Here is a 21,089-nt window from a genome sequence, read left to right as displayed (position 1 = left end):
CATCTTGTTAATAGGCATTTTTTATATATTCGAATGGGCGTAAAAAAAACGACTAACCAACGTAACTAATGCCCAACCAAGCCTCATATTACAATTAATAAATCAATTCTCTTATAATCAGTGTATTATAAGGGACTAAATAATTTCTAACAAACCGATTAATAATGAAAAAAGTTACTCTATTTTTATTGCTTTTGTGCTTTTCGTTTTCTTTAAGTGCTCAAGTCTTAAATCAGCCTGCTGCATGGCCTAATACCAATTGGACAGTTACAGGAACATACAACGTTGATCCTGGTGCTTTTGAAGCAGACCCAACATTAACAACTAATTTTGCTTTCGATGATGATGATGCTGGTGCTGGAAGTGATGATGATATCGCTGCAGAATCTCCTATAATTGATCTTTCTGCTGCATTTACAGCTGGAGAAACATGGCTATTTTTAGATGTAGATTACACCTATAATGATTTAGATGATACTCTAAATTTAGAATATTGGGATGCAGATTCTAGTACTTGGGTTACTTGGCAGCAATTTGTCGCTTCTGCCGATCAACCTTTTGACAATTTTTGTAATGGAGGAAGGGATGCTTTTACAAGTAATCAATTAAATATTGCTGGTTTTACCGCTACACAATTATCTGGTTTTCAATATAGAATATCATTTTTAGATGATGGTGGTGCAGGTGGTGCGGCTTACGAATGGGGTTTCTGTTTTGATGCACCAACAATAACATCACAAACTCCTCCTACGTGTCCAGATCCAGATATGCTGACTGTTGCAAATGTTATGGAGATTAGTGCTGATTTACAATGGACAGAAACAGGTTCTGCTACACTTTGGGATATTGAATGGGGAACTGCTGGTTTTACTCTTGGTACTGGAACTACAATTTCTGGTCTTACAACTACAACTTATAGCTTAACAGGTTTAACAGCTGGTACATCATATGATTTCTATGTTCTATCAGATTGTGGTGGTTCGGGTACATCAAACCTTATTGGTCCTTTTAATTTTGTTACTGCAACACCAGGTGGCACTTGTGCTGCTGCTTTTGCTATGACTGTTGAAGCTGATTGTGATACGGCAACACCTACAACATTTGATTTTAGTATAGCGGAAGATCTTCAAGCGAATGGCGAGACTGCTTCTTGTGATGGGTTTGGTGATTTTGGTTATTGGGTAAGTTTTACAGCTCCTGCAGTAGGTTCTGTAACTTTTAATTTTGGTGGTGCAGCTAATGGTATTGGTTTAGAGGTTTTAGATGCTTGTGGTGGTGCAACAATAGGAACTTGTGAAAATAATACTTTTGATGCTGGTGAAAGTTCTGATATAATTGGAGGTCTTACTCCAGGTAACACTTATGTAGCCGTAATATGGAGTGATGTTCAAAACGGAACAGCTGATGTGTGTATAGAAGAAGGACCATCATGTACATTTCCAATAGATTTAACGGCAACAGTTGTAACATTAGATGGAGCTGATTTAGGGTGGACAGAAAATGGAACAGCTACAACATGGAATGTAGAAGTTGTACCAAATGGTGATGTACCAACTGGCACACCAACTACAACTGGTGTTTCTAATCCATATACAGTGACTGGTCTTATGGCTAGTACTAGCTACGACTTTTATGTTCAGGCAGATTGTGGTGGCGGAGATACAAGTGATTTTTCAGGTCCATTTACATTTACAACGCTATGTGATGTATTCGTCCCAGATTATATAGAAAATTTTACAACGATAATTCCTAATTGTTGGAATGAAGCTGATAGTGGAGATGCTACAACTGGCCCAGGCGATTTGGGAGCAGGTTCTTGGAATGCAGATGAATTTTTAAATATTGGAGCTGGAGATGGTGCTTATAGTATTAATCTATGGCTAGCTGCAAAAAGTGATTGGCTTCTTTCCCCACAATTCGATTTAACAGGTGGTCCTTTTCAAGTTGAGTTTGATTTTGGTATTATGCAATTTGGTAGCAGCACAACTGCTGGTACTTTAGGGTCAGATGATATCGTTCAATTATTAATCACTACAGATAATGGTGCAACATGGACTCCTCTATTAACTTATGATAGTACATCAGTAGTAGACGCAGCAGGAGAGCATCCTGTTGTAGATTTAACTGCTTATGGAGGGATGACAGTTCAATTTGGAATTTTAGGTTCGGAAGGTGCTGTTGATGATGCAGCTGATAATGAAGTTTTTGTAGATAATTTCCGTGTTAGAGGTATCCCAACTTGTGCAGAGCCAGCAGATTTAGCGGCTACGAATTTATCTTTAACTTCTACTGAAGTAAGTTGGACAGAAGCTGGAACTGCAACTTCATGGAATATAGAATACGGTCCAACCGGTTTTGCTTTAGGTACAGGTACTGTTGAAGCAGATGTAACAACAAACCCTTTCGTGTTAACAGGTTTAAATCCAGATACTGATTATGAATTTTATGTTCAGGCTATTTGCGACCCAACTAACTTAAGTTCTTTTGCTGGTCCTGGTAGCTTTTTTACTGGCTATTGCGAATCAATGCCAACAATTGATGGTAATGGCGTTTTAAATACAACTATTGGTATTACTGATTTTCCAACTCTAGGAGATGTTACTTATGAGAATCATACTAGTACTATAGTTAATGTGTTTCAGGAAATTCAAACAGACTTCGAAGTCCTTTACGGGCATCAATTTACATATGATACTAATATATGGATAGATTTTAACGATGATTTAATCTTTGATGATACCGAAGTAATTTACCAAGGAAATTCCCCAGGAGGTAATAACCCTCATTTATTAGCAGGAGCATTTACACTACCTATAACTGCACCTATTGGTGAACACAGAATGAGAATTAGTGGTGCTGACTTTAATCAAGTTGTACCAGATCCTTGTTATAATGGAACATTTGGAGTAACATTAGATTTTACCGTTAATATTCAAGCATTAACATGTACAATACCTGAAGCAGACTTTACAGTTGTTCCAGATTGTGGTAGCGATCAATTTTTTATCGACGTTAATGTAATCAGTTTAGGTGATGCTAATTCTTTAGAACTTTCTAATAATGTAGATACTAACACTGTACAAGCCATGGCAACAGGAACGTATCAAGTAGGCCCATTTCCATTTCCTACTACTGTAAAAGTATTTGTTACAAATGAACAAGACAATAATTGTGTTATTAGTAGTGATACCTTTGAAGTTTTAGCTTGTCCTCCAGCAAACGACGAGTGTATTGATGCAATTGTAGCTTTTGTAAATCCTGATCAGGAATGTGATACTGTAAATCCTGGAACAATATTAGCAGCAACTAGTTCTAGTGTACCGACTGGTAGCTGTGGCGGATCACCTGACGATGATGTCTGGTTTGAATTTACGGCTATTGGAGAACAACAAATTATTGCTATACAAAACATAGCTGGTGGAACCTTTAATTTAGATCACGCGCTTTATGAAGGTACTTGTGGTAGTCTTACTGAAGTATATTGCTCTGATGACGATGCTAGTCTTACACCTGCTTTAATTGTGGGTAACACCTATTATGTTAGAGTCTTTTCTGCTGGTGTAAATGCTGAGACCAGTACTTTTGATCTTTGTATAAGTACATTCAATCCAACATTTTGTTATGACGCTTTACCTATTTGTGCCGATCCAGACATACAATACACTAGTATTGTTAGTGAGGATGTAGCACCTCCGTTTTTAGATTACGACTGTCTAGGATCTCAACCAGATCCACAGTGGAATACGATTGTATTTGATGATGCAGGTGATTATGTATTTACTTTAGAGCAAACAGATGCTGGTGGAGCTCCGTTAGATATAGATTTTATGGTTTGGGGTCCATTTGTAGATCAAGAATCTTCTTGTGCACAATTGCTTACTGAAAATATTGTAGACTGTAGTTTTTCGCCTACATTTTCAGAAACAATTACACTTACTGGCGTTCCTGCAAATTCAACATATATTATCCTAATAACCAATTTCTCACAAGTAGCTGGAACTTACACATTTACACAAGACTCTGGCCCGCCAGACGGAACTAATTGTAGCGTAGTTTGTGACGTGGTCCTAGAACTTGAAGGAGGAGTAGTTGATGATGATGTAGAAGACCTAGCAACACCAGATGAAATTTTTAATTATTGTGGTTTTGATAGCGTGCTTTTAGAAGCAAGTACATTCTACGATGTTGATGAAGTTGTTTGGTATATGGATGGTTTTGCAATCCCAGATTATGACATGCCAACTTTAACTGTAACAGAATCTGGCACGTACCAAGCGCAAGTACTAGGTGGAATTTGTGACCAGACTGAACTGTATTTTTCTGCATTGGTAGAAATCAATTTCTATGACGACACAGATTCTATCGACCCTCAAAATATTACATTATGTGACGGTCCTGGAAGTGATGGTGTTGAAGACTTTGATTTAGATGCTTTGTCAACCTCATTAGGTTTAGGTACTGATTTCACTATCACATACTACACAAACATTACTGACGCAAATCAAGCTCAGAATGCTGTAGCATCACTCTATAACTCTGCAGGTGAAACACTAATAATGCGAGTTGAAGATACAGACGCTGCTAATGATAACTACTTAGGCTGTCGTCAATTAGTTGATGTAGAACTTGTTGTAAACCCTCGACCTTTAGCCAACCAACCCGCAAACTTTATTGTTTGTGATGATACAGATGGTAATGTTGATGGTACAACAGAATTTGATTTAGCATCAATTAATGATGAAGTTTCAACAGTAGCAGATATAGAAATAACTTATCATACTTCGCAAGATGATGCTAATAATGACGCAGGTGCTTTAACAACTACATATTCAAGTAGTGGTGAAGCTATCTTTATAAGGGTAGAAGATACTGTTACTGGTTGTTACGAAACAACATCTTTTAACTTAGAGGTTAACATTTTGCCACTAGCTACTTTTGATCCTCAATATGATTATGAAGTATGCCCTAATGCAACAGTCCCTGTAGAAATAGGAATAATTCCTTCAAACTTTACAGTAGACCAAGTAAGCATCCAGTGGTTCTTAGATAATGTTCTTATTCCAGGTGAATCTGGTTTATTATTGTCTTCTGTACTTGAGGCTGGTGAATATAGTGCACTTATAGAATTTAACGATTCTACTATTACGTGTAATGCACCTATTAATACAACTGTAATTGAATTACCTACTTGCGTAATTCCGCAAGGTATATCGCCAAATGGTGATATGTATAACCAAACTTTCGACTTAAGTAGTTACGGTGTTACTAAACTCGAAATATTTAATAGAAATGGAACTCTTGTGTATTCAAAAACAAATTACACTAATGAATGGGAGGGACAAACCAACGATGGTAAAGAGCTTCCTGTAGGAACCTATTTCTATACTATGGAATATGAAGGTGGTACGAAGACACGTAGCGCTTGGATATACATTAACAAATAATCAACTAACTGAATCAACTTATTATAATGAAAAAACTCTCTATTATAGCGGTTTTATTACTTTTGGCATTCCAAACGCATGCACAACAAGACCCTCAGTACACACAGTACATGTATAATATGAATATCATTAATCCTGCCTATGCAGGTTCAAGAGAAAATCTTTCTTTTGGATTATTGTACAGAAATCAGTGGACTAATATTGATGGCGGACCAATAACAGGAACGTTTTTTGGACATTCGCCTATTGGTAATAATCTTGGCTTAGGTATGTCGGTTATTGCAGATCAAATTGGTCCTGTTAGGGAAACTAATCTCTATGCCGATATTTCTTACACTTTGAGATTAGGTGGTGAACATCGTTTGGCATTTGGAGTTAAAGCCGGTGCAACTTTTCACGATATTGGTTTAACAGATATAGATATTATTGATGAAGATGATCCTTTCTTTCAAAATAATATAAATGAGACAACACCAAATATAGGTGCTGGCTTCTTTTATTACACCAATAAGTATTATGTCGCCTTATCTGTCCCAAACCTTTTATCATCAGTACATTTAGATGCTAATGGTTTTAAAATAGGGTCAGAAACGCAACATTACTTCTTTACAGGTGGTTATGTTTTTGATCTATCACCAAACACAGAATTGAAGCCTTCATTTATGGTTAAATCTGCATTTGATGCACCAACGTCTTTCGATGTTAACGTAAATGCTCGATTTTTCAAGAAATTTGAAATAGGCGCTTCATATAGGTTAGATGATTCATTTTCTGGGTTAATCAATTTCAATCTATCGCCAGCGGTAAGAATTGGATATGCTTATGACGCTGTATCATCAGATATAAAGGCATATGCGCCTGCATCACATGAGGTCATGTTATTATTTGACCTTAATTTTCCAAAACGTGTTTCTCGTTCACCAAGATACTTTTAATCAGCTAAGCTAAACCCATTATGAAAAACTTAAAAACATTATTATTTATTACGTTGATGAGTAGCTTATGCTTAACTGCTCAGAACACAGCTACTAAAAAAGCGGATAAACAATTTTCAAGATATGAATTTGTTAAAGCTGCTGAAAGCTATAATAAACTTATAGAAAACGGAAAAGGTGACACTTACGTTTACAGTCAACTAGCAGAAAGCTATTACAATATTTTTAATACTGTAGAAGCCGAACGTTGGTATGCAAAAGCTCTTGAGTCTTCAGATAACCCAGAAATGGTTTATAAGTACTCTCAAATGCTTAAAGCAAACGGTAAATATGAATTATCGAACCAACAAATGGATCGTTTTGCATCTATGCGTCCATCGGATCATAGAGCTTCAGCATATAAAAACAACCCTAATTACCTTCCTAAAATATTAGAACAAGGAAAGAAATTCAATGTTCAGAACGCAGAATTCAACTCTGAGCAATCGGATTTTGGCGGTACAGTTCACGATGGAAAATTATATATTACATCTGGTCGTAATGATAATCGTAAAACTTATGGTTGGAATGATCAGCCGTTCTTAGACATCTATACAATGTCTAAAAACTCAGACGGTACATATCAAGCAGCCACTATGGCAAACGATAAGATTAATACTAAATTTCATGAAGGATTAGTGTCATTTACTCCAGATGGAAAAACCATGTATTTTTCTAGAGAGAGTTATTTTGAAAAAGTTTTTCAGAAAGACTCTTTAAATAAAACGCGATTTAGCCAATTATATCTTTTTAAGGCGACCAAACTAGGTGGTGATTGGGATACTGTAGAAAACTTAGCTATTAACAGTGAAAATTATTCAGTAAAGAACCCATCTGTAAGTTCTGATGGTAATACATTATACTTCGCTTCTAATATGCCAGGTGGTTTTGGTGATTTTGATATATATAAAGCTGCAATAAACTCTGATGGAACACTAGGTGAACCACAAAATATGGGTCAAAAAGTAAATACTGAAGGACAAGAAATGTTCCCTTATATTAGTAATACAAATACACTTTATTTTTCTTCTAATGGCCATTTAGGCCTTGGTGGAATGGATGTGTTTTACACTAAAGAAATTGATGGTAAAATAGCACCAATTAGAAATGTTGGTATTCCTATTAACAGTAACGGTGATGATTTTGCATTTACTATTGATGAAGATTCTGAAGAAGGTTTTGTATCATCTAACAGAGATGGTGGTAAAGGTAGTGATGATGTTTATGCCTTTAAAAAGTTACAACCGCTTTGTGATGTGTTAATTGCAGCTACTGTTTTAGATGATAAAACTCGTGAGCCATTAAGTGGAGCTTCTGTTTCTTTATATGATACTGAAGGGAATAAAGTTGTTACTAAAACTACTAATGCAGATGGTGTTGCTGAATTTATTGTTGAATGTGAAGAAGATTCAGAATTAGAAGTCCTAATGGATGGATTCGATAGTAAAAAAATAGCTGTTAAAGGTTCTAGCGAAGAAGAAAATAATGTTCAAATTTCATTAGATCCAATTGAAAAATTAATAGTTGCTGATAAAATTGAATTAGCACCTATCTATTTTGAATATGATAAATCTAATGTTACTGCTCAAGCTGCTTTTGAATTAGACAAACTTATACAGATAATGAACAAATTTCCAGACCTTGTAATTAATGCTACATCACATACGGATTATATAGGTTCTAGCCCATATAACATGAGACTTTCTGATCGTAGAGCAAAAACTACAGTTCAGTATGTTATCTCTAAAGGTATTGACGAAGCTCGTATCTCAGGAATGGGTAAAGGTGAAACTGAACCAAAAATAGATTGTGGTACAAAGTGTACAGATGAAGAACGTCAATTAAACAGACGTTCAGAGTTTATTATTGTAAGTGGTGGTCCGGACACAAAATAGATTATAAAATAATAGTCGTAGTAAAGCCTATCCTTTGTTAAAATGATAGGCTTTTTTTAGGATTTAACTTACATTAGAGGTTCTATTAAATTCAAAAATCGATGAAAAAAATAATTTTAGTTTTTATAGTATTCTGCTTCACATTTGGTTTGTCTGCACAAGAAAGTATTCTGTCTTCTGGGTCAGAAAGCATGTCTTCTTCAGGGAAAGTAACCTATTCTGTTGGTCTTATACATTATAAAGAAGCTAATGGTCTTGGTGGAAGTTCTTCTGCAGGTGCTCAAATACCTTATGAGGTCTCTCAGGTTTTAAATATCGATGATTTCAGTAACTCTATTTCTAAAGTCTTTCCGAATCCAACGGAAAACTATTTAAACATACACCTGAACACTATTGAAAATCTAAAATATCAACTTATTGATTTATCAGGTAGAACAATAACTTTAGGTGAATTAAACACACTTCAATCTAAAATTGAACTGACCTCTTTAGAAACATCAATATATATTTTAAATATAATCAAAGACAACACTATTATTCAATCTTATAAAATTTCAAAAAAATAAATCATGAAAAATCTATACGCACTACTGTTTATATTTTCATTTTCTTTTATCTCTTTTGCCCAAGCACCAGAGCTAATGAGCTATCAAGCTTTAGTAAGAAATGCAGATGGTGATCTTATACAAACTACTTCTGTAGGCATTAGAATAAGTATATTACAAAACTCAGATACTGGAACTGCTGTTTATACAGAAACTCACACTGTTACAACCAACGAAAACGGATTAGTTACCTTATCTATAGGTTCTGGTACAACAACAGATGATTTCTCGTCTATTGATTGGGGAAATGGTACTTATTATATAAAATCTGAAACTGATCCAGCTGGCGGAACTAATTATACGATCGCTGGTACTAGTCAATTGTTAAGTGTGCCTTATGCTTTATATGCTAAAAATTCTGGTGACTCTAATAATAATTCTCCTAACACTCCTCAAAGTGGAAATATTGGAGCTTACTCACAAAATAGTGCCTATGCATGGGATGCAGAAACCAACACTTGGTATTCGAGATCCTTTAGTGGTGCTGGTCAATCTATTATTGAATCTAAAGGAAACATTGGTGCCGCTTCTCAAAATTCTGCTTACGCTTGGAATGATGAAAACAATACTTGGTATGCTCGTAGCATGAGTGGTTCTTATATCGATTTAAAAGCAGGCAATGGTAATATTGGCGCTATGTCTCAAAACTCTGCTTATGCTTGGAATAAAGAAACCAATACTTGGTACGCACGAAGCATGAGTGGAACAGGTATTAAGATTATTGTCACTTCTGATGGTAATGTTGGTGCTATTTCTCAAAACTCTGCTTATGCTTGGAATAAAGAAACCAATACTTGGTACGCTCAAAGTGTAAGCGGAACTGCTATTTCTATTATAGAATCTAATGGTAATATTGGTGTTGTCTCCCAAAACAGTGCTTACTCTTGGAACAAAGAAACCAACACTTGGTATGCTCAAAGTATTAGTGGTGCTGGTTTGGGAATTATTGGATCAACAAATGATTAAAAAATATAAAGAGGCTTTCTAAAAATATTCTTCAGATATAGTATTTAGTTTGTCGAAATAAAAACGCTCTGAAAATTCTGAGCGTTTTTTTATTCAACCTTAAACGGTTTAACACCATACTTTTCTTTAAATATTGAATCTAACTGATGTTTCATATCTATAGAAAAGGGATAGTTTTCTATATCTGGTTTAATTGTTGGTTGTGAAGTCAACAATCTACCAAACATTAAAAATAAATAAAGAATAAGAAGGATTATTCTAAATATCAAAGTAGCACCAAAATCAAAATTATTCATTTCAGTACGCTCTACTGCTCTTGCATGAGCAATAGGTTCGTAGTTAGGTATTACCTTTTTTACTTTCTTTATATTAGAACTCTTAATCCAATCCTCTATTAACATCATTGTCTTTTTATTAGGCTCTTGATTGTATTTTGCTTTTGCTTGTACAATTTCAAATGAAGGCAACGCAATTTCGATTGTTGCCAATCGCGTTGGTGCTTCATTCTCTGCTTGACTTTGCAAAGAGAAAATACGACTATCCCCTATTTCACAATCTTCATCATATTCGGCAACACAGTGTTGCATTGCTTTACCTTCGTCATAAAGCTCTATTGAGTTACAAAGTTCTATAGTTTTAAAAACTATGGTTTGTCCTCCAATAATTTCAGCTTTATACAATGGTTTTATACCAGATGATTTCCAGGATAAAACATTTTCAATTTCACGATTAATATACATTGTACGATGCCAATCATTCGTTTGATTGAGTAAGGCATTGAATGTTCTACCCTTCATAGAAAATGAATTGTTCTCACGATACTTATAAGCCAAGTAATCTACAATTTGGTCCAATTCGTTAGTTTCCAAACGTTCAATTTGAGAAAAAAACTGAACCACTGTAGTCCAAAAGACTTCTTCATTATCTCGAGTTCTAGACAAACTAGAAAACGCTATAAGCTTGGCAGCTTCTTTTGTTGCTCCACAACCTATGGCTTGAGCATAACGCAAAGCCTTAAAAACACTATAATAATCTGGAGCATTTCTAAACTCGTGCGCCATTTTACTAGTGAGCTTTATTGGCATTTGAGACAAGTCTTTAACACTAACACCTTTACCTAATTGTATATACCAAAGCATGTACAATTTTTGGCTACCATAAAAACAGTATTCTAGAAATTTAGGAGTCTCGTATTTAGCAAAACAATACTTTATCAAACTACTTATTTGTTCCTCTTTTGTTACGTTACTAGCTTCCCAACCCTCAATGTCATTATATATTCTATTACCAAAAGCACTAATATTATGTAATACTTCTACCTCAGCATAACTGCGTAAAAGAGCATAACACTTTTGGTTATACAAATGGACAAGCAAGGCTTTGAAGGTGTCTCTTTTCCATGTATATCTATATTTACTTGTCTTAGAGAAGAACTCTCTCAACATAGATTCCATAGTTCCTTTATAGCGCTGTGGCTTATTAGACTCGCTATAGATTTTATTAACCAAGGCTATATAAGCACTAGGTTTTTTATTTATATTTTGATTTTTGCATATAGGCTTCATTTTAATTTTATTTACATCTTATTAGCTATGTAAAGCCACTTAAACTTGTAATTACGATATGTAAACGTGGTTTAATAATTGTCATTTATTTGTTTTTGGCTTTAATTTTTTAAAAAATAAAAAGCTCGATTCTTTTTACAGAACCGAGCTTTATTAGCATCATAATCGCTTTGTTTTACTAAAGGATTTTCGGTTCAAATGTATGTCTGCAGATTAACTTTACTAAAAGTTGATTTGCGACTACTGCATTATGGTTTATTTCTGTTCTCATTTTTTAAATTTTAGCAATAAAAAAACCCGAGATTTTTACAACTCGGGTTTTGAATATATTTTTTTGGTAACTCTTATATCTTGGATATACACGTTGCAAAACCCGAATCTAATATTGGCTCACGTCCAATAATAAATAGATGATATGTCGAATTTTTTACTTGCATTAGTTCTAATTGTTTGTTTTAATTGGTTGCAAATATAAACTTAGACTTTTATTATTTCCAAATAAAATTTGAATTTAAAGGTCTATTTATAAAGAATCTAAATTTTAAAAGGTCCAAGTAAATGCGCAAAATACATAAATTTAAAAAACGCTTTAATCTATTGAATTCAATAGCTTAATTAACTTTTAAAGACGCAGAAATTAAGCATTAATTTACCAACTTTTAAATGGTGATTTACTCAATAGAGAATTGTAATATTTTATATCTCCTGTCACCTCTTTTCCTAGCCAATTTGGTTTTTCGTAAGTTTCTTTTTCAGAATTTAATTCCACTTCAGCCATTATTAAGCCTTCATTTTCTCCAAAAAACTCATCAACTTCAAAAGTGTGATTTCCCAATTTTACTTCGTAACGAACTTTATCAATAACACCTTTTTCGCAAAGTTTTAAAAGTGCTTCTGCTTCAGTTTTTGAAATTTCTTTTTCCCATTCAAATCGAGATAAACCATCTTCAGATGATTTACCTTTTACAGTTAAGTAGCCTTTGTCTTTTTTTAAACGTACTCTAACCGTTCGCTCTTTATGACTATTTAAAAAACCTTGTTTTATGGTATAGCTATTAAATGCTTCATTTTTAAAAGCATCTGAGGTGACTAAAAATTTACGTTCTATTTCTATCATCTATAGTTCCCATGAAAACAGGAATCACATTTATAAAGTTAAATATTCAATTCTTTTATTTGTCTTGTGTGGTATTTTCCAAATAATATCAAAGCGATAATTGCACCAATAGTTGCAAATAACATATCAGATTGCGTATCCCAAATGTAACCTTGTGTTCCTAAAAAAGAATCTCCTCCCTCGCCTGTTCCTAAAGAAACTGCCCATTCAATAAATTCATAAGTAACACTAATTGCCATAGCCATGCAAACTATTATAAAATTAAGCCAGCTATTAGAATTAACCACCTGTTTTCTAATTACTAATTCTCTTGCAATCATAGCAGGCACAAATCCTTGTGCAAAATGCCCAACTTTATCGTAATTATTTCGAGTTTGGTTGAAGACTTCTTGTATCCAATCAAATAATGGAACTTCTGCGTACGTGTAATGGCCTCCAATTATTAGAATAGCGCAATGAAAAAAGATTAGAACATATACCAAATTTGTAAACCGAAAACGTTTAAAAGTAAGCACAAGAACTATAATTCCTATAACTGCCGGAGAAACTTCTAAAATCCATGTGAAATATTCAAAAGGGTTAACAGCAGACCAAATAAGAAGCAGTATTATTAAAACAAGAAGCGAATAAATAAGTTTCATAGTTTGGTTAATCGTTGCAACCAAAGATATTATAAATTTGTGGTGTGTCAGAAGCCTTACCAATAAGAAAGATAATTCATGTAGATATGGATGCATTTTATGCATCTGTAGCGCAAATGGATAATCCCGATCTAAAAGGAAAACCAATTGCTGTTGGTGGTGGAGGTGCAAGAGGTGTTATTAGTGCAGCAAGCTACGAAGCACGTAAATTTGGCGTAAAAAGCGCCATGTCTGGTCGTCTGGCCATAAAACTTTGCCCAGAACTAATATTTGTTAAAACAGATTTTGCTCGTTATTCTGAAATTTCCAAGCAAGTAAAGTCTATATTCTACGATTATACAGATTTAGTGGAACCATTATCATTAGACGAAGCCTATTTAGATGTCACAGAGAACAAAAAAGGACTTCCTAGCGCAACTTTATTAGCCGAAGAGATAAGAACACGGATTTTTAATGAAGTTGGCTTAACAGCTTCCGCAGGCATCTCTATAAATAAGTTTATTGCTAAAGTTGCTAGTGATTATAATAAACCCAATGGACAGAAAACGGTAAACCCAGAAGATGTGCTTCAGTTTTTAGAAGATTTAGATATAAGAAAGTTTTATGGTGTTGGCAAGGTAACGGCAGAAAAAATGTATCAAAAAGGAATTTTTACAGGAAAAGATTTAAAAGCAAAAAGTCTCGAATATTTAGATGAAAACTTCGGGAAATCGGGTCGTTATTATTATCATGTAGTACGTGGTATCCATAATAGTGAAGTGAAACCAAATCGTATTCGAAAGTCATTGGCCGCAGAGCGTACGTTTAGTAAAAACCTATCCTCTGAAGTTTTTATGCTCGAAAAACTAGAACACATTGCTGAAGAAGTATCGAAGCGATTAGATAAAAGTAAAGTAGCGGGAAAAACGGTTACTTTAAAAATTAAGTATAGTGACTTCACGTTACAAACGCGGAGCAAAACATTGCCTTATTTTGTAAGTGAAAAAGCCATTATTCTTGAAACTTCTAAAGATTTATTGTATCAAGATAAATTGAATAATTCTGTGCGGTTATTAGGAATTTCTATGTCTAACTTAAATACTCAACCAAATAGATCTAAAGCTTCCGAAGCCAAGAAAAAATCTGTTAGCGTACAGTTAAAATTTGAATTTTAGTCATTTGATTGCCTTAAGTTTATAAGGCTAACAAAAACAACCAAAAATGAAATCCTTAAATTTTGTACTCGTCATTCTTTTAATATTTGTGATGACCTCTTGCAAAGAAAAAGAAGCAATTAATACAGATGCAGCAAAAACTGAAAAAATCGAAGCACCAAAAGAAAGTGTCCAACCTTTTGCAGAGCACATCTTCTCACAGTTTATAAACGTTAGGGATTTTACAATGAACTCAGAAGAGAATGAAGCTTATTTTTCTTTACAAAGTCCTGCTAGAGAACTTTCTGTAATTATGAAAATTGAAAACAAAAATGGTGAATGGCAAGAACCACAAATAAGTAATTTCTCAGGACAATACACAGACTTAGAACCTTTTCTTTCACCTGATAATTTAAAACTATATTTTGCTTCCAACAGACCAGTTTCTAAAGATAATACTAACATTAAAGATATGGATATTTGGTATGTAGAGCGAGAAACTAAAACTTCAATGTGGTCGCAACCTAAAAACATTGGAGCGCCAATTAATACTGATGGTGATGAATTTTATCCAGCAGTTGCTAGCAATAACAATCTCTATTTTACCACTATTAAAAAAGAACTAGAATCTGCTGACGATATCTTTGTTAGTAAATGGGAAAACAACACTTACTCTAAGCCAATAATTTTAGGAGAAGGTATTAATAGCAAAGGTCCAGAATATAATGCCTTTATTGCGCCAGACGAATCGTATATAATTTTTGGTGGTTGGAGACGAGCAGATGGGCTTGGTTCTGGTGATATGTATATAAGTAAAAATGTAAATGGTGAATGGACTAAAGCTGAAAACCTAGGTAAGAACATCAATTCTAAACACATGGAGTTTTGTCCTTTTGTAAATAATGGGACGCTTTATTTTACAAGTCGAAGAAGTAATGTAGAACAAAAAGAAAATGGTTTTAGTTCTGCTGATGAATTATTCACTGAAATTAATAAGTATGATAATGGATCTAGTCGGATTTATCAGATAGATTTTCTTGAATTTTAAAAAATACTCCTAGAAACTACAACTCTCAATCTCAGTAACTCGCAACGTATTCACCATACCTTTAGCTTGTATTGGCATTGCGGCCAAACTAATAAGCATGTCTCCAACGTCTAAATAGCCTTTTTTGCAAGCGATTGCGTTTACATCTTCTATAGTTTCGTCGGTACTAACAAATCTATCGTAGTAAAACGCTTTAACTCCCCAAAGTAAACTTAGTTGTGTTAATATACGTTTGTTAGACGTAAATACTAATATATGAGCAGATGGTCTCCATGCAGAAATCTGAAATGCTGTATAACCACTATTAGTTAATGTAGAAATCGCTGTGGCATTAATTTCATTTGCCATATTAGCTGCATGATAACAAATTGCTTTTGTAATATATCTTTTAGTACGAATATGTGGTGGAGATTGTGGCACTTCAATTAATGGAGAATCCTCTACACTGCGTATAATGTTAGCCATTTGACGAATTACTTGTACAGGATACTGACCAACAGAAGTTTCGCCAGACAACATTACAGCATCAGCACCATCCATAACAGAGTTTGCTACGTCATTTACTTCTGCTCTTGTTGGAGTTAAACTTGTAATCATAGTTTCCATCATCTGCGTTGCAATAATTACAGGAATTCTAGCACGCTTAGCTCTAAGCACCAACTGCTTTTGAATCAAAGGCACTTCCTCGGCAGGAATTTCTACTCCTAAATCACCACGAGCCACCATTAAACCATCACAATACGCAACAATTTTGTCTATATTCTCAACAGCTTCAGGTTTTTCTATCTTAGCAATAATTGGAATTTTATGGTCGCTATGATCATTGATTAATTTCTCTAGTTGCATTAAGTCTTCTGCATGTCTTACAAAAGACAATGCCATCCAATCTACTTTCTGTCCAATAGCAAAAATCGCATCTTCTATATCTTTTTCAGTTAATGCTGGTTGAGAAATGTTTGTGTTTGGTAGGTTAACCCCTTTCTTAGATTTTAATGGTCCACCTTGTATCACTTTCGCTTTTACTTCAGTTTTCTTATCTGTAGAAACGACTTCGAAAATTAATTTCCCATCATCTAATAAGATACGCTCACCTGGTTGTGCATCTTGTGGAAACTTATCATACGTCATATAGACGCGCTCTTTTGTGCCTTCAAAACGTTCTCCAGTAGCAAAAATAATTTCGTCACCCTCGTTAACAATGACTTCACCTTTCATCATCCCAACACGCAGTTTAGGACCTTGTAAATCTCCTAAAATAGAAGCGTTATAACCAAACTCATCGTTGAGTTCTCTAATCATTTTTATACGTTCTTCAACGTCTTTATAATCAGCATGCGAAAAGTTGATTCTAAATACATTTGCACCTTCATCTAACATGGCTTTTAAAACTTCCTTGTTGCTCGTTGCTGGTCCTAATGTGGCTACTATTTTTGTTTTCTTATTTGACATCAATTCAAAAAATTAAATGATCTTTCGACTTTATTTTTAACGGATTTACCGTATAACTTGTTATGATTTGTGGAATGGCTTGTAATCTACTTAATATTATTTTTTCATTTACATTCTGTATTTCGTCAGAAATCTTAATAAAGTAATCCACTTTGCTAAGCTCAGAAATTAAATTAAACGTTTTCAGTACTTTATCATTGGCTTCAAATAACGTACCTGAACTGTACAAACTATCTTCTTCCTTTTTACACACGTTTGAAACTAAATTCCAAGTTACATATTGCGCTTCATTATTCCATTCAAAAATACTGTACGATGATTCTAGATATTTAAAGTCTAAATCATCTGACTTGCGTTCTAAGTTTAAGTCTAAATTCTGATTGAGTAAATAAGCCAAACGATAATCTTCTAGCCTACAATGAATAGCAATGAGTTTGTAGGTGTCATCATAGAAATCATCTACCAGAAGTTTATGTAAAGCCATACAGTCATAACTTTGATTGGTAAATATAGAATAATAATAAGTTTAATTTATCAACTTTTGGTTAATCTTAACCCATAAATCTTACGAAAACGTTATAGTAGAATAGAATTGAAGAAACTTAACTAAATAAGCTTGGTAATTTGTTTTTGAAAAGCAAAAAAAGCGCGTTTAGATGCTTTTTCTTCTGCCTTTTTCTTAGAAGTAGCTCTTGCTTTAGACACTACTTTATCATTAATACTAAGCTTTACCGAGAAGTGTTTTAATTCATCATTACCTGTATCTTCATATACATTATAATCGAAAGTGTTTTTCTCTTTCTGACACCATTCTATGAGTAAGCTTTTATAACTAATGACCTTACCTTCTAAAGTTTCGATATCTACGTATGGGTTAATAACACGTTTATAAATAAACTGTTCGCAAAACTTATAACCTCTATCGAGATAAATAGCTCCAACTAAAGCTTCAAAAAGGTTACCATGAATGTTGTTACCGAAGTTAGATTTTGGGATTCTACTTTGTACTAATTCAATAAGTCCCAAATCCTTACCAAGTTCATTAAGGTGTTCTCTACTAACTACTTTAGAACGCATTTTGGTTAGATATCCTTCATCACCATGTGGTACTTGTTCAAACAAATAAGCGGCAATAACAGAACTGAGCATAGCATCTCCAACAAATTCTAAGCGTTCGTAATTCATCGCATTACCTTTCTTGTCCTTAATATTCATGGAGCGATGAGTAAATGCTTTTACATAAAGTGATTTTGATTTTGGCTTAAAGCCTAAGATGTCTTTAAGTTGTAAAAAAAAATTCCCGTCTTCTTCAGAACGGGAATTTAGTATGTTACGAATGAAGCTCATTCGGGATTTAATCTAATTTTTTGAATAATACACAAGCGTTATGACCGCCAAATCCAAAGGTATTACTCATTGCTACTTTAATATCTCGTTTCTGAGGTTTATTGAGTGTTAAATTTAACTCTGGATCTATGTTTTCGTCAACCGTTTCGTGGTTAATTGTTGGTGGTACAATACCATGCTCCATCGCCATAATAGAAGCAATTGCTTCAACGGCTCCAGCAGCACCCAACAAGTGACCTGTCATAGATTTTGTAGAATTAATATTTATGTTTTTAGCATGACTTCCAAAGACTTCAGATATAGCTTTTAATTCGGCAACATCACCTAATGGTGTTGATGTTCCGTGTGTATTAATATGATCTACATCTTCCGGCTTTAAACCAGCGTTTTCTAAACAATTTCTCATTACCGCGATAACACCAATTCCTTCAGGATGTGGCGCTGTCATATGATACGCATCAGAAGATAAACCTCCACCTACAACTTCCGCGTAGATTTTAGCTCCTCTTGCTTTAGCGTGTTCATACTCTTCTAAAACAATAGATCCTGCTCCTTCACCTAATACAAAACCATCTCGGTTTGCATCAAAAGGTCTCGATGCTGTTTTTGGATCATCGTTACGAGTACTCATCGCATGCATAGCATTAAAACCTCCCATACCAGCAATAGTAACTGCAGCTTCACTTCCTCCAGTAATTATCACATCACAATGTCCTAAACGAATTGTGTTTAAGGCATCAATCATTGAATTTGCAGAGGATGCACAAGCAGAAACTGTTGTGTAGTTGGGTCCCATGAAACCATATTTTATAGATATGTTTCCTGGTGCTATATCAGCAATCATTTTTGGAATGAAACGCGGGTTAAATCTAGGAGTTCCGTCACCTTTGGCAAAGTTTAACACTTCTTCTTGAAATGTTTCTAAACCTCCAATACCAGCTCCCCAAATAACTCCGACTCTTAATTTGTTTATTGCATCTAGATCTAGTTTTGAGTCAGCAATTGCTTCATCCGAAGCCACCATTGCATACTGCGAAAACTTGTCCATCTGACGTGCTAACTTTCTATCAATAAAGTCAGTAACTTCAAAGTTTTTTACTTCACAAGCGAATTGCGTTTTGAACTTTTCAGCATCAAAATGCGTCACAGGTGCTGCACCACTTTTTCCACTAATTAGTGCATCCCAATATTCATCTTTGGTATTGCCTATTGGTGTAAGTGCACCTAAACCGGTAACTACGACTCGCTTTAATTCCATAAAAATAGAGTTCTTATTTTGCTTCTTCTATATAAGAAATAGCTTGACCAACTGTTGCAATGTTCTCAGCTTGATCGTCTGGTATTTGAATATCAAATTCTTTTTCGAATTCCATTATTAATTCAACAGTATCTAATGAATCCGCTCCTAAATCGTTAGTGAAGCTAGCTTCAGTTACAACTTCGTTTTCATCAACGCCTAATTTATCTACGATAATCGCTTTTACTCTTGATGCAATGTCTGACATAATCTTTTAATTTTAAGTTTTAATTAGATGGCAAAAATAAAAAACTTTATTTTAATAATCACCTTTACCGATAAAATGTGCTTTTAATTTAATAAAATCGATAGAAGTATTTCCGTTTTGCCCTAATTGTTAATTATTATTCTTTTTTTTGTTTAAATAATATAACATTGATTGTCTGTAAATGAAACGTATTGTAATTTTTGCGTCCGGATCTGGAAGTAATGCTGAAAATCTAATTAAGTTTTTTCACAACAGAGAAAATGCGTCTGTTATTCAGGTACTAACTAACAATCCTCATGCCAAAGTTTTGGATCGTTGTAAAAAATTGAATGTTAGCGCCTTATCATTCAATAGAATGGCATTTTCTAAATCTAAAGATGTCCTTAATATATTGAAAGCGACACAGCCAGATATTATTGTATTGGCTGGTTTTCTTTGGAAGTTTCCAGAATTCATCTTAAAACATTTTCCTAATAAAGTAGTTAATATTCATCCTGCATTATTACCAAACTATGGTGGAAAAGGGATGTATGGCATGAATGTTCATAGAGCTGTAGTAGAGAATAAAGAAACTGAAACTGGTATCACTATTCATTATGTGAATGAAAATTATGACGAAGGTGCAATAATTTTTCAAGCAAAATGTAATGTTTTACCTACGAATTCCGCTGAGGATATCGCTGAGAAAATTCATTTGTTAGAGATGGAGCATTTCCCAAAGATTGTTGATCAATTAATAAATGAGTAAAAAGAGAAAAAAATATTACACCGTTTGGAAAGGTCACAAAACTGGTGTTTTTGAAAAATGGGACGATTGCAAGGCGCAAATAAAAGATTTTCAAGGAGCGCAATACAAATCATTTTTAACATTTGAGGCTGCTAAAAAAGCATTAAAAGGTAATTACAAAGACTACATTGGTAAATCTAAATCCTTTAAAAGTGAACTTTCGACAGCTCAACTCAAAAAAATAGGTCAACCAAATTACAACTCCATTTCTGTTGATGCTGCTTCAAGTGGAAATCCTGGTATAATGGAATATAGAGGAGTTGACACAAAAACAAAAAAGCAATTATTTATCCAAGGACCTTTTGAACAAGGCACCAACAATATTGGTGAATTTTTAGCTTTAGTACATGGCTTAGCGTTTTTAAAACAACATAAAAGTGAACGTATAATGTACACAGACTCTAGAACCGCAATGAGTTGGGTTAGAAAAAAGATTTGTAATTCTAAGTTAGAGCGTAACAAGAAAAATAAACCAGTGTATGATTTGGTAGATCGTGCTGTACAATGGTTAAAAACAAATGAATATTCTACAACTATTGTAAAATGGGAAACAAAAGCTTGGGGAGAAATTCCAGCAGATTTTGGCAGAAAATAATATCTACTCAAAGGATAA

The 21,089-nt window shown here is 34.1% G+C and carries 17 protein-coding genes; 9 read left to right on the top strand and 8 right to left on the bottom strand.

The genetic code is table 11. The annotated features are described in order from the left end of the window. Positions 1 to 164: 164 nt before the first annotated feature. The 5 genes from QZZ53_RS04360 (at position 165) to QZZ53_RS04340 (ending at position 9,884) form a co-directional block, all read left to right on the top strand. Positions 165 to 5,444, top strand: a complete 5,280-nt coding sequence (locus tag QZZ53_RS04360) for a fibronectin type III domain-containing protein (protein WP_296381878.1) — start codon at positions 165 to 167, stop codon at positions 5,442 to 5,444. Positions 5,445 to 5,470: 26 nt separating this feature from the next. Beyond that, entirely contained in the window at positions 5,471 to 6,379 is a 909-nt protein-coding gene (locus tag QZZ53_RS04355) for a type IX secretion system membrane protein PorP/SprF (protein WP_296381877.1), read from the top strand. Positions 6,380 to 6,399: 20 nt separating this feature from the next. Next, on the top strand, positions 6,400 to 8,313 hold the full coding sequence (locus QZZ53_RS04350) for an OmpA family protein (protein ID WP_296381875.1): 1,914 nt from the start codon (positions 6,400 to 6,402) through the stop codon (positions 8,311 to 8,313). Positions 8,314 to 8,414: 101 nt separating this feature from the next. Then, the gene (locus QZZ53_RS04345) at positions 8,415 to 8,879 is read left to right on the top strand and encodes a T9SS type A sorting domain-containing protein (protein WP_296381873.1); all 465 of its coding nucleotides are present in this window, start codon (positions 8,415 to 8,417) and stop codon (positions 8,877 to 8,879) included. A 3-nt stretch (positions 8,880 to 8,882) separates the two neighbouring features. Next, entirely contained in the window at positions 8,883 to 9,884 is a 1,002-nt protein-coding gene (locus QZZ53_RS04340; RefSeq protein ID WP_296381871.1) for a hypothetical protein, read from the top strand. An 89-nt stretch (positions 9,885 to 9,973) separates the two neighbouring features. On the opposite strand, the gene QZZ53_RS04335 is transcribed toward QZZ53_RS04340, so the two are convergent. The 3 genes from QZZ53_RS04335 to QZZ53_RS04325 form a co-directional block, all read right to left on the bottom strand. Next, on the bottom strand, positions 9,974 to 11,449 hold the full coding sequence (locus tag QZZ53_RS04335; RefSeq protein ID WP_296381869.1) for a PcfJ domain-containing protein: 1,476 nt from the start codon (positions 11,447 to 11,449) through the stop codon (positions 9,974 to 9,976). A gap of 649 nt (positions 11,450 to 12,098) precedes the next feature. Next, positions 12,099 to 12,566 (bottom strand): CYTH domain-containing protein, encoded by a 468-nt coding sequence (locus QZZ53_RS04330; protein WP_296381867.1) that lies wholly within the window; start codon positions 12,564 to 12,566, stop codon positions 12,099 to 12,101. 38 nt (positions 12,567 to 12,604) lie between these two features. Further along, on the bottom strand, positions 12,605 to 13,207 hold the full coding sequence (locus QZZ53_RS04325) for a DUF2238 domain-containing protein (protein WP_296381865.1): 603 nt from the start codon (positions 13,205 to 13,207) through the stop codon (positions 12,605 to 12,607). Positions 13,208 to 13,251: 44 nt separating this feature from the next. On the opposite strand from QZZ53_RS04325, the gene dinB reads away from it, so the two are divergent. Together dinB and QZZ53_RS04315 are read left to right on the top strand one after the other, a co-directional pair. Beyond that, positions 13,252 to 14,361: a DNA polymerase IV gene (gene dinB / locus QZZ53_RS04320; protein WP_296381863.1), complete on the top strand. Its 1,110-nt coding sequence runs from the start codon at positions 13,252 to 13,254 to the stop codon at positions 14,359 to 14,361. Positions 14,362 to 14,407: 46 nt separating this feature from the next. Then, positions 14,408 to 15,388, top strand: a complete 981-nt coding sequence (locus QZZ53_RS04315; RefSeq protein WP_296381861.1) for a hypothetical protein — start codon at positions 14,408 to 14,410, stop codon at positions 15,386 to 15,388. 9 nt (positions 15,389 to 15,397) lie between these two features. Here the strand turns inward: QZZ53_RS04315 and pyk are convergent, their stop codons facing one another. From pyk to QZZ53_RS04290, 5 genes are all read right to left on the bottom strand, one after another. Next, the gene (gene pyk / locus QZZ53_RS04310; RefSeq protein WP_296381858.1) at positions 15,398 to 16,840 is read right to left on the bottom strand and encodes a pyruvate kinase; all 1,443 of its coding nucleotides are present in this window, start codon (positions 16,838 to 16,840) and stop codon (positions 15,398 to 15,400) included. 1 nt (position 16,841) lies between these two features. Then, entirely contained in the window at positions 16,842 to 17,321 is a 480-nt protein-coding gene (locus tag QZZ53_RS04305) for an IPExxxVDY family protein (protein ID WP_296381857.1), read from the bottom strand. 122 nt (positions 17,322 to 17,443) lie between these two features. Next, positions 17,444 to 18,184 carry a ribonuclease III gene (gene rnc / locus QZZ53_RS04300; RefSeq protein ID WP_296381855.1) on the bottom strand — a complete coding sequence of 247 codons (741 nt, stop codon included), beginning with the start codon at positions 18,182 to 18,184 and terminating at the stop codon, positions 17,444 to 17,446. Positions 18,185 to 18,191: 7 nt separating this feature from the next. Continuing rightward, complete coding sequence (gene fabF / locus QZZ53_RS04295) at positions 18,192 to 19,442, bottom strand: beta-ketoacyl-ACP synthase II (RefSeq protein ID WP_296381852.1); 1,251 nt, start codon at positions 19,440 to 19,442, stop codon at positions 18,192 to 18,194. Positions 19,443 to 19,455: 13 nt separating this feature from the next. Further along, positions 19,456 to 19,689, bottom strand: coding sequence for an acyl carrier protein (locus QZZ53_RS04290; RefSeq protein ID WP_008269813.1), 234 nt, complete (start codon positions 19,687 to 19,689; stop codon positions 19,456 to 19,458). Between the two features lie 181 nt (positions 19,690 to 19,870). Between QZZ53_RS04290 and QZZ53_RS04285 the strand changes: the two genes are divergently transcribed. Together QZZ53_RS04285 and QZZ53_RS04280 are read left to right on the top strand one after the other, a co-directional pair. Beyond that, complete coding sequence (locus QZZ53_RS04285) at positions 19,871 to 20,437, top strand: phosphoribosylglycinamide formyltransferase (protein WP_296381850.1); 567 nt, start codon at positions 19,871 to 19,873, stop codon at positions 20,435 to 20,437. Beyond that, complete coding sequence (locus QZZ53_RS04280; RefSeq protein WP_296381848.1) at positions 20,430 to 21,071, top strand: ribonuclease H family protein; 642 nt, start codon at positions 20,430 to 20,432, stop codon at positions 21,069 to 21,071. Before QZZ53_RS04285 ends, QZZ53_RS04280 begins: the two co-directional genes overlap by 8 nt. Positions 21,072 to 21,089: the final 18 nt, after the last annotated feature.

Origin of the sequence: Winogradskyella sp., from assembly GCF_016744625.1 — a bacterium.
Lineage (GTDB): Bacteria > Bacteroidota > Bacteroidia > Flavobacteriales > Flavobacteriaceae > Winogradskyella.
The sequence above is the reverse complement of the archived record's forward strand: the minus strand, read 5'-3'. Positions and strand labels throughout refer to the sequence as shown.

Coding starts and splice junctions, on each gene's coding strand:
- QZZ53_RS04360 (WP_296381878.1), top strand. CDS start 165: ATGAAAAAAGTTACTCTATTTTTATTGCTTTTGTGCTTTTCGTTTTCT.
- QZZ53_RS04355 (WP_296381877.1), top strand. CDS start 5,471: ATGAAAAAACTCTCTATTATAGCGGTTTTATTACTTTTGGCATTCCAA.
- QZZ53_RS04350 (WP_296381875.1), top strand. CDS start 6,400: ATGAAAAACTTAAAAACATTATTATTTATTACGTTGATGAGTAGCTTA.
- QZZ53_RS04345 (WP_296381873.1), top strand. CDS start 8,415: ATGAAAAAAATAATTTTAGTTTTTATAGTATTCTGCTTCACATTTGGT.
- QZZ53_RS04340 (WP_296381871.1), top strand. CDS start 8,883: ATGAAAAATCTATACGCACTACTGTTTATATTTTCATTTTCTTTTATC.
- QZZ53_RS04335 (WP_296381869.1), bottom strand. CDS start 11,449: ATGAAGCCTATATGCAAAAATCAAAATATAAATAAAAAACCTAGTGCT.
- QZZ53_RS04330 (WP_296381867.1), bottom strand. CDS start 12,566: ATGATAGAAATAGAACGTAAATTTTTAGTCACCTCAGATGCTTTTAAA.
- QZZ53_RS04325 (WP_296381865.1), bottom strand. CDS start 13,207: ATGAAACTTATTTATTCGCTTCTTGTTTTAATAATACTGCTTCTTATT.
- QZZ53_RS04315 (WP_296381861.1), top strand. CDS start 14,408: ATGAAATCCTTAAATTTTGTACTCGTCATTCTTTTAATATTTGTGATG.
- QZZ53_RS04305 (WP_296381857.1), bottom strand. CDS start 17,321: ATGGCTTTACATAAACTTCTGGTAGATGATTTCTATGATGACACCTAC.
- rnc (WP_296381855.1), bottom strand. CDS start 18,184: ATGAGCTTCATTCGTAACATACTAAATTCCCGTTCTGAAGAAGACGGG.
- fabF (WP_296381852.1), bottom strand. CDS start 19,442: ATGGAATTAAAGCGAGTCGTAGTTACCGGTTTAGGTGCACTTACACCA.
- QZZ53_RS04290 (WP_008269813.1), bottom strand. CDS start 19,689: ATGTCAGACATTGCATCAAGAGTAAAAGCGATTATCGTAGATAAATTA.
- QZZ53_RS04285 (WP_296381850.1), top strand. CDS start 19,871: ATGAAACGTATTGTAATTTTTGCGTCCGGATCTGGAAGTAATGCTGAA.
- QZZ53_RS04280 (WP_296381848.1), top strand. CDS start 20,430: ATGAGTAAAAAGAGAAAAAAATATTACACCGTTTGGAAAGGTCACAAA.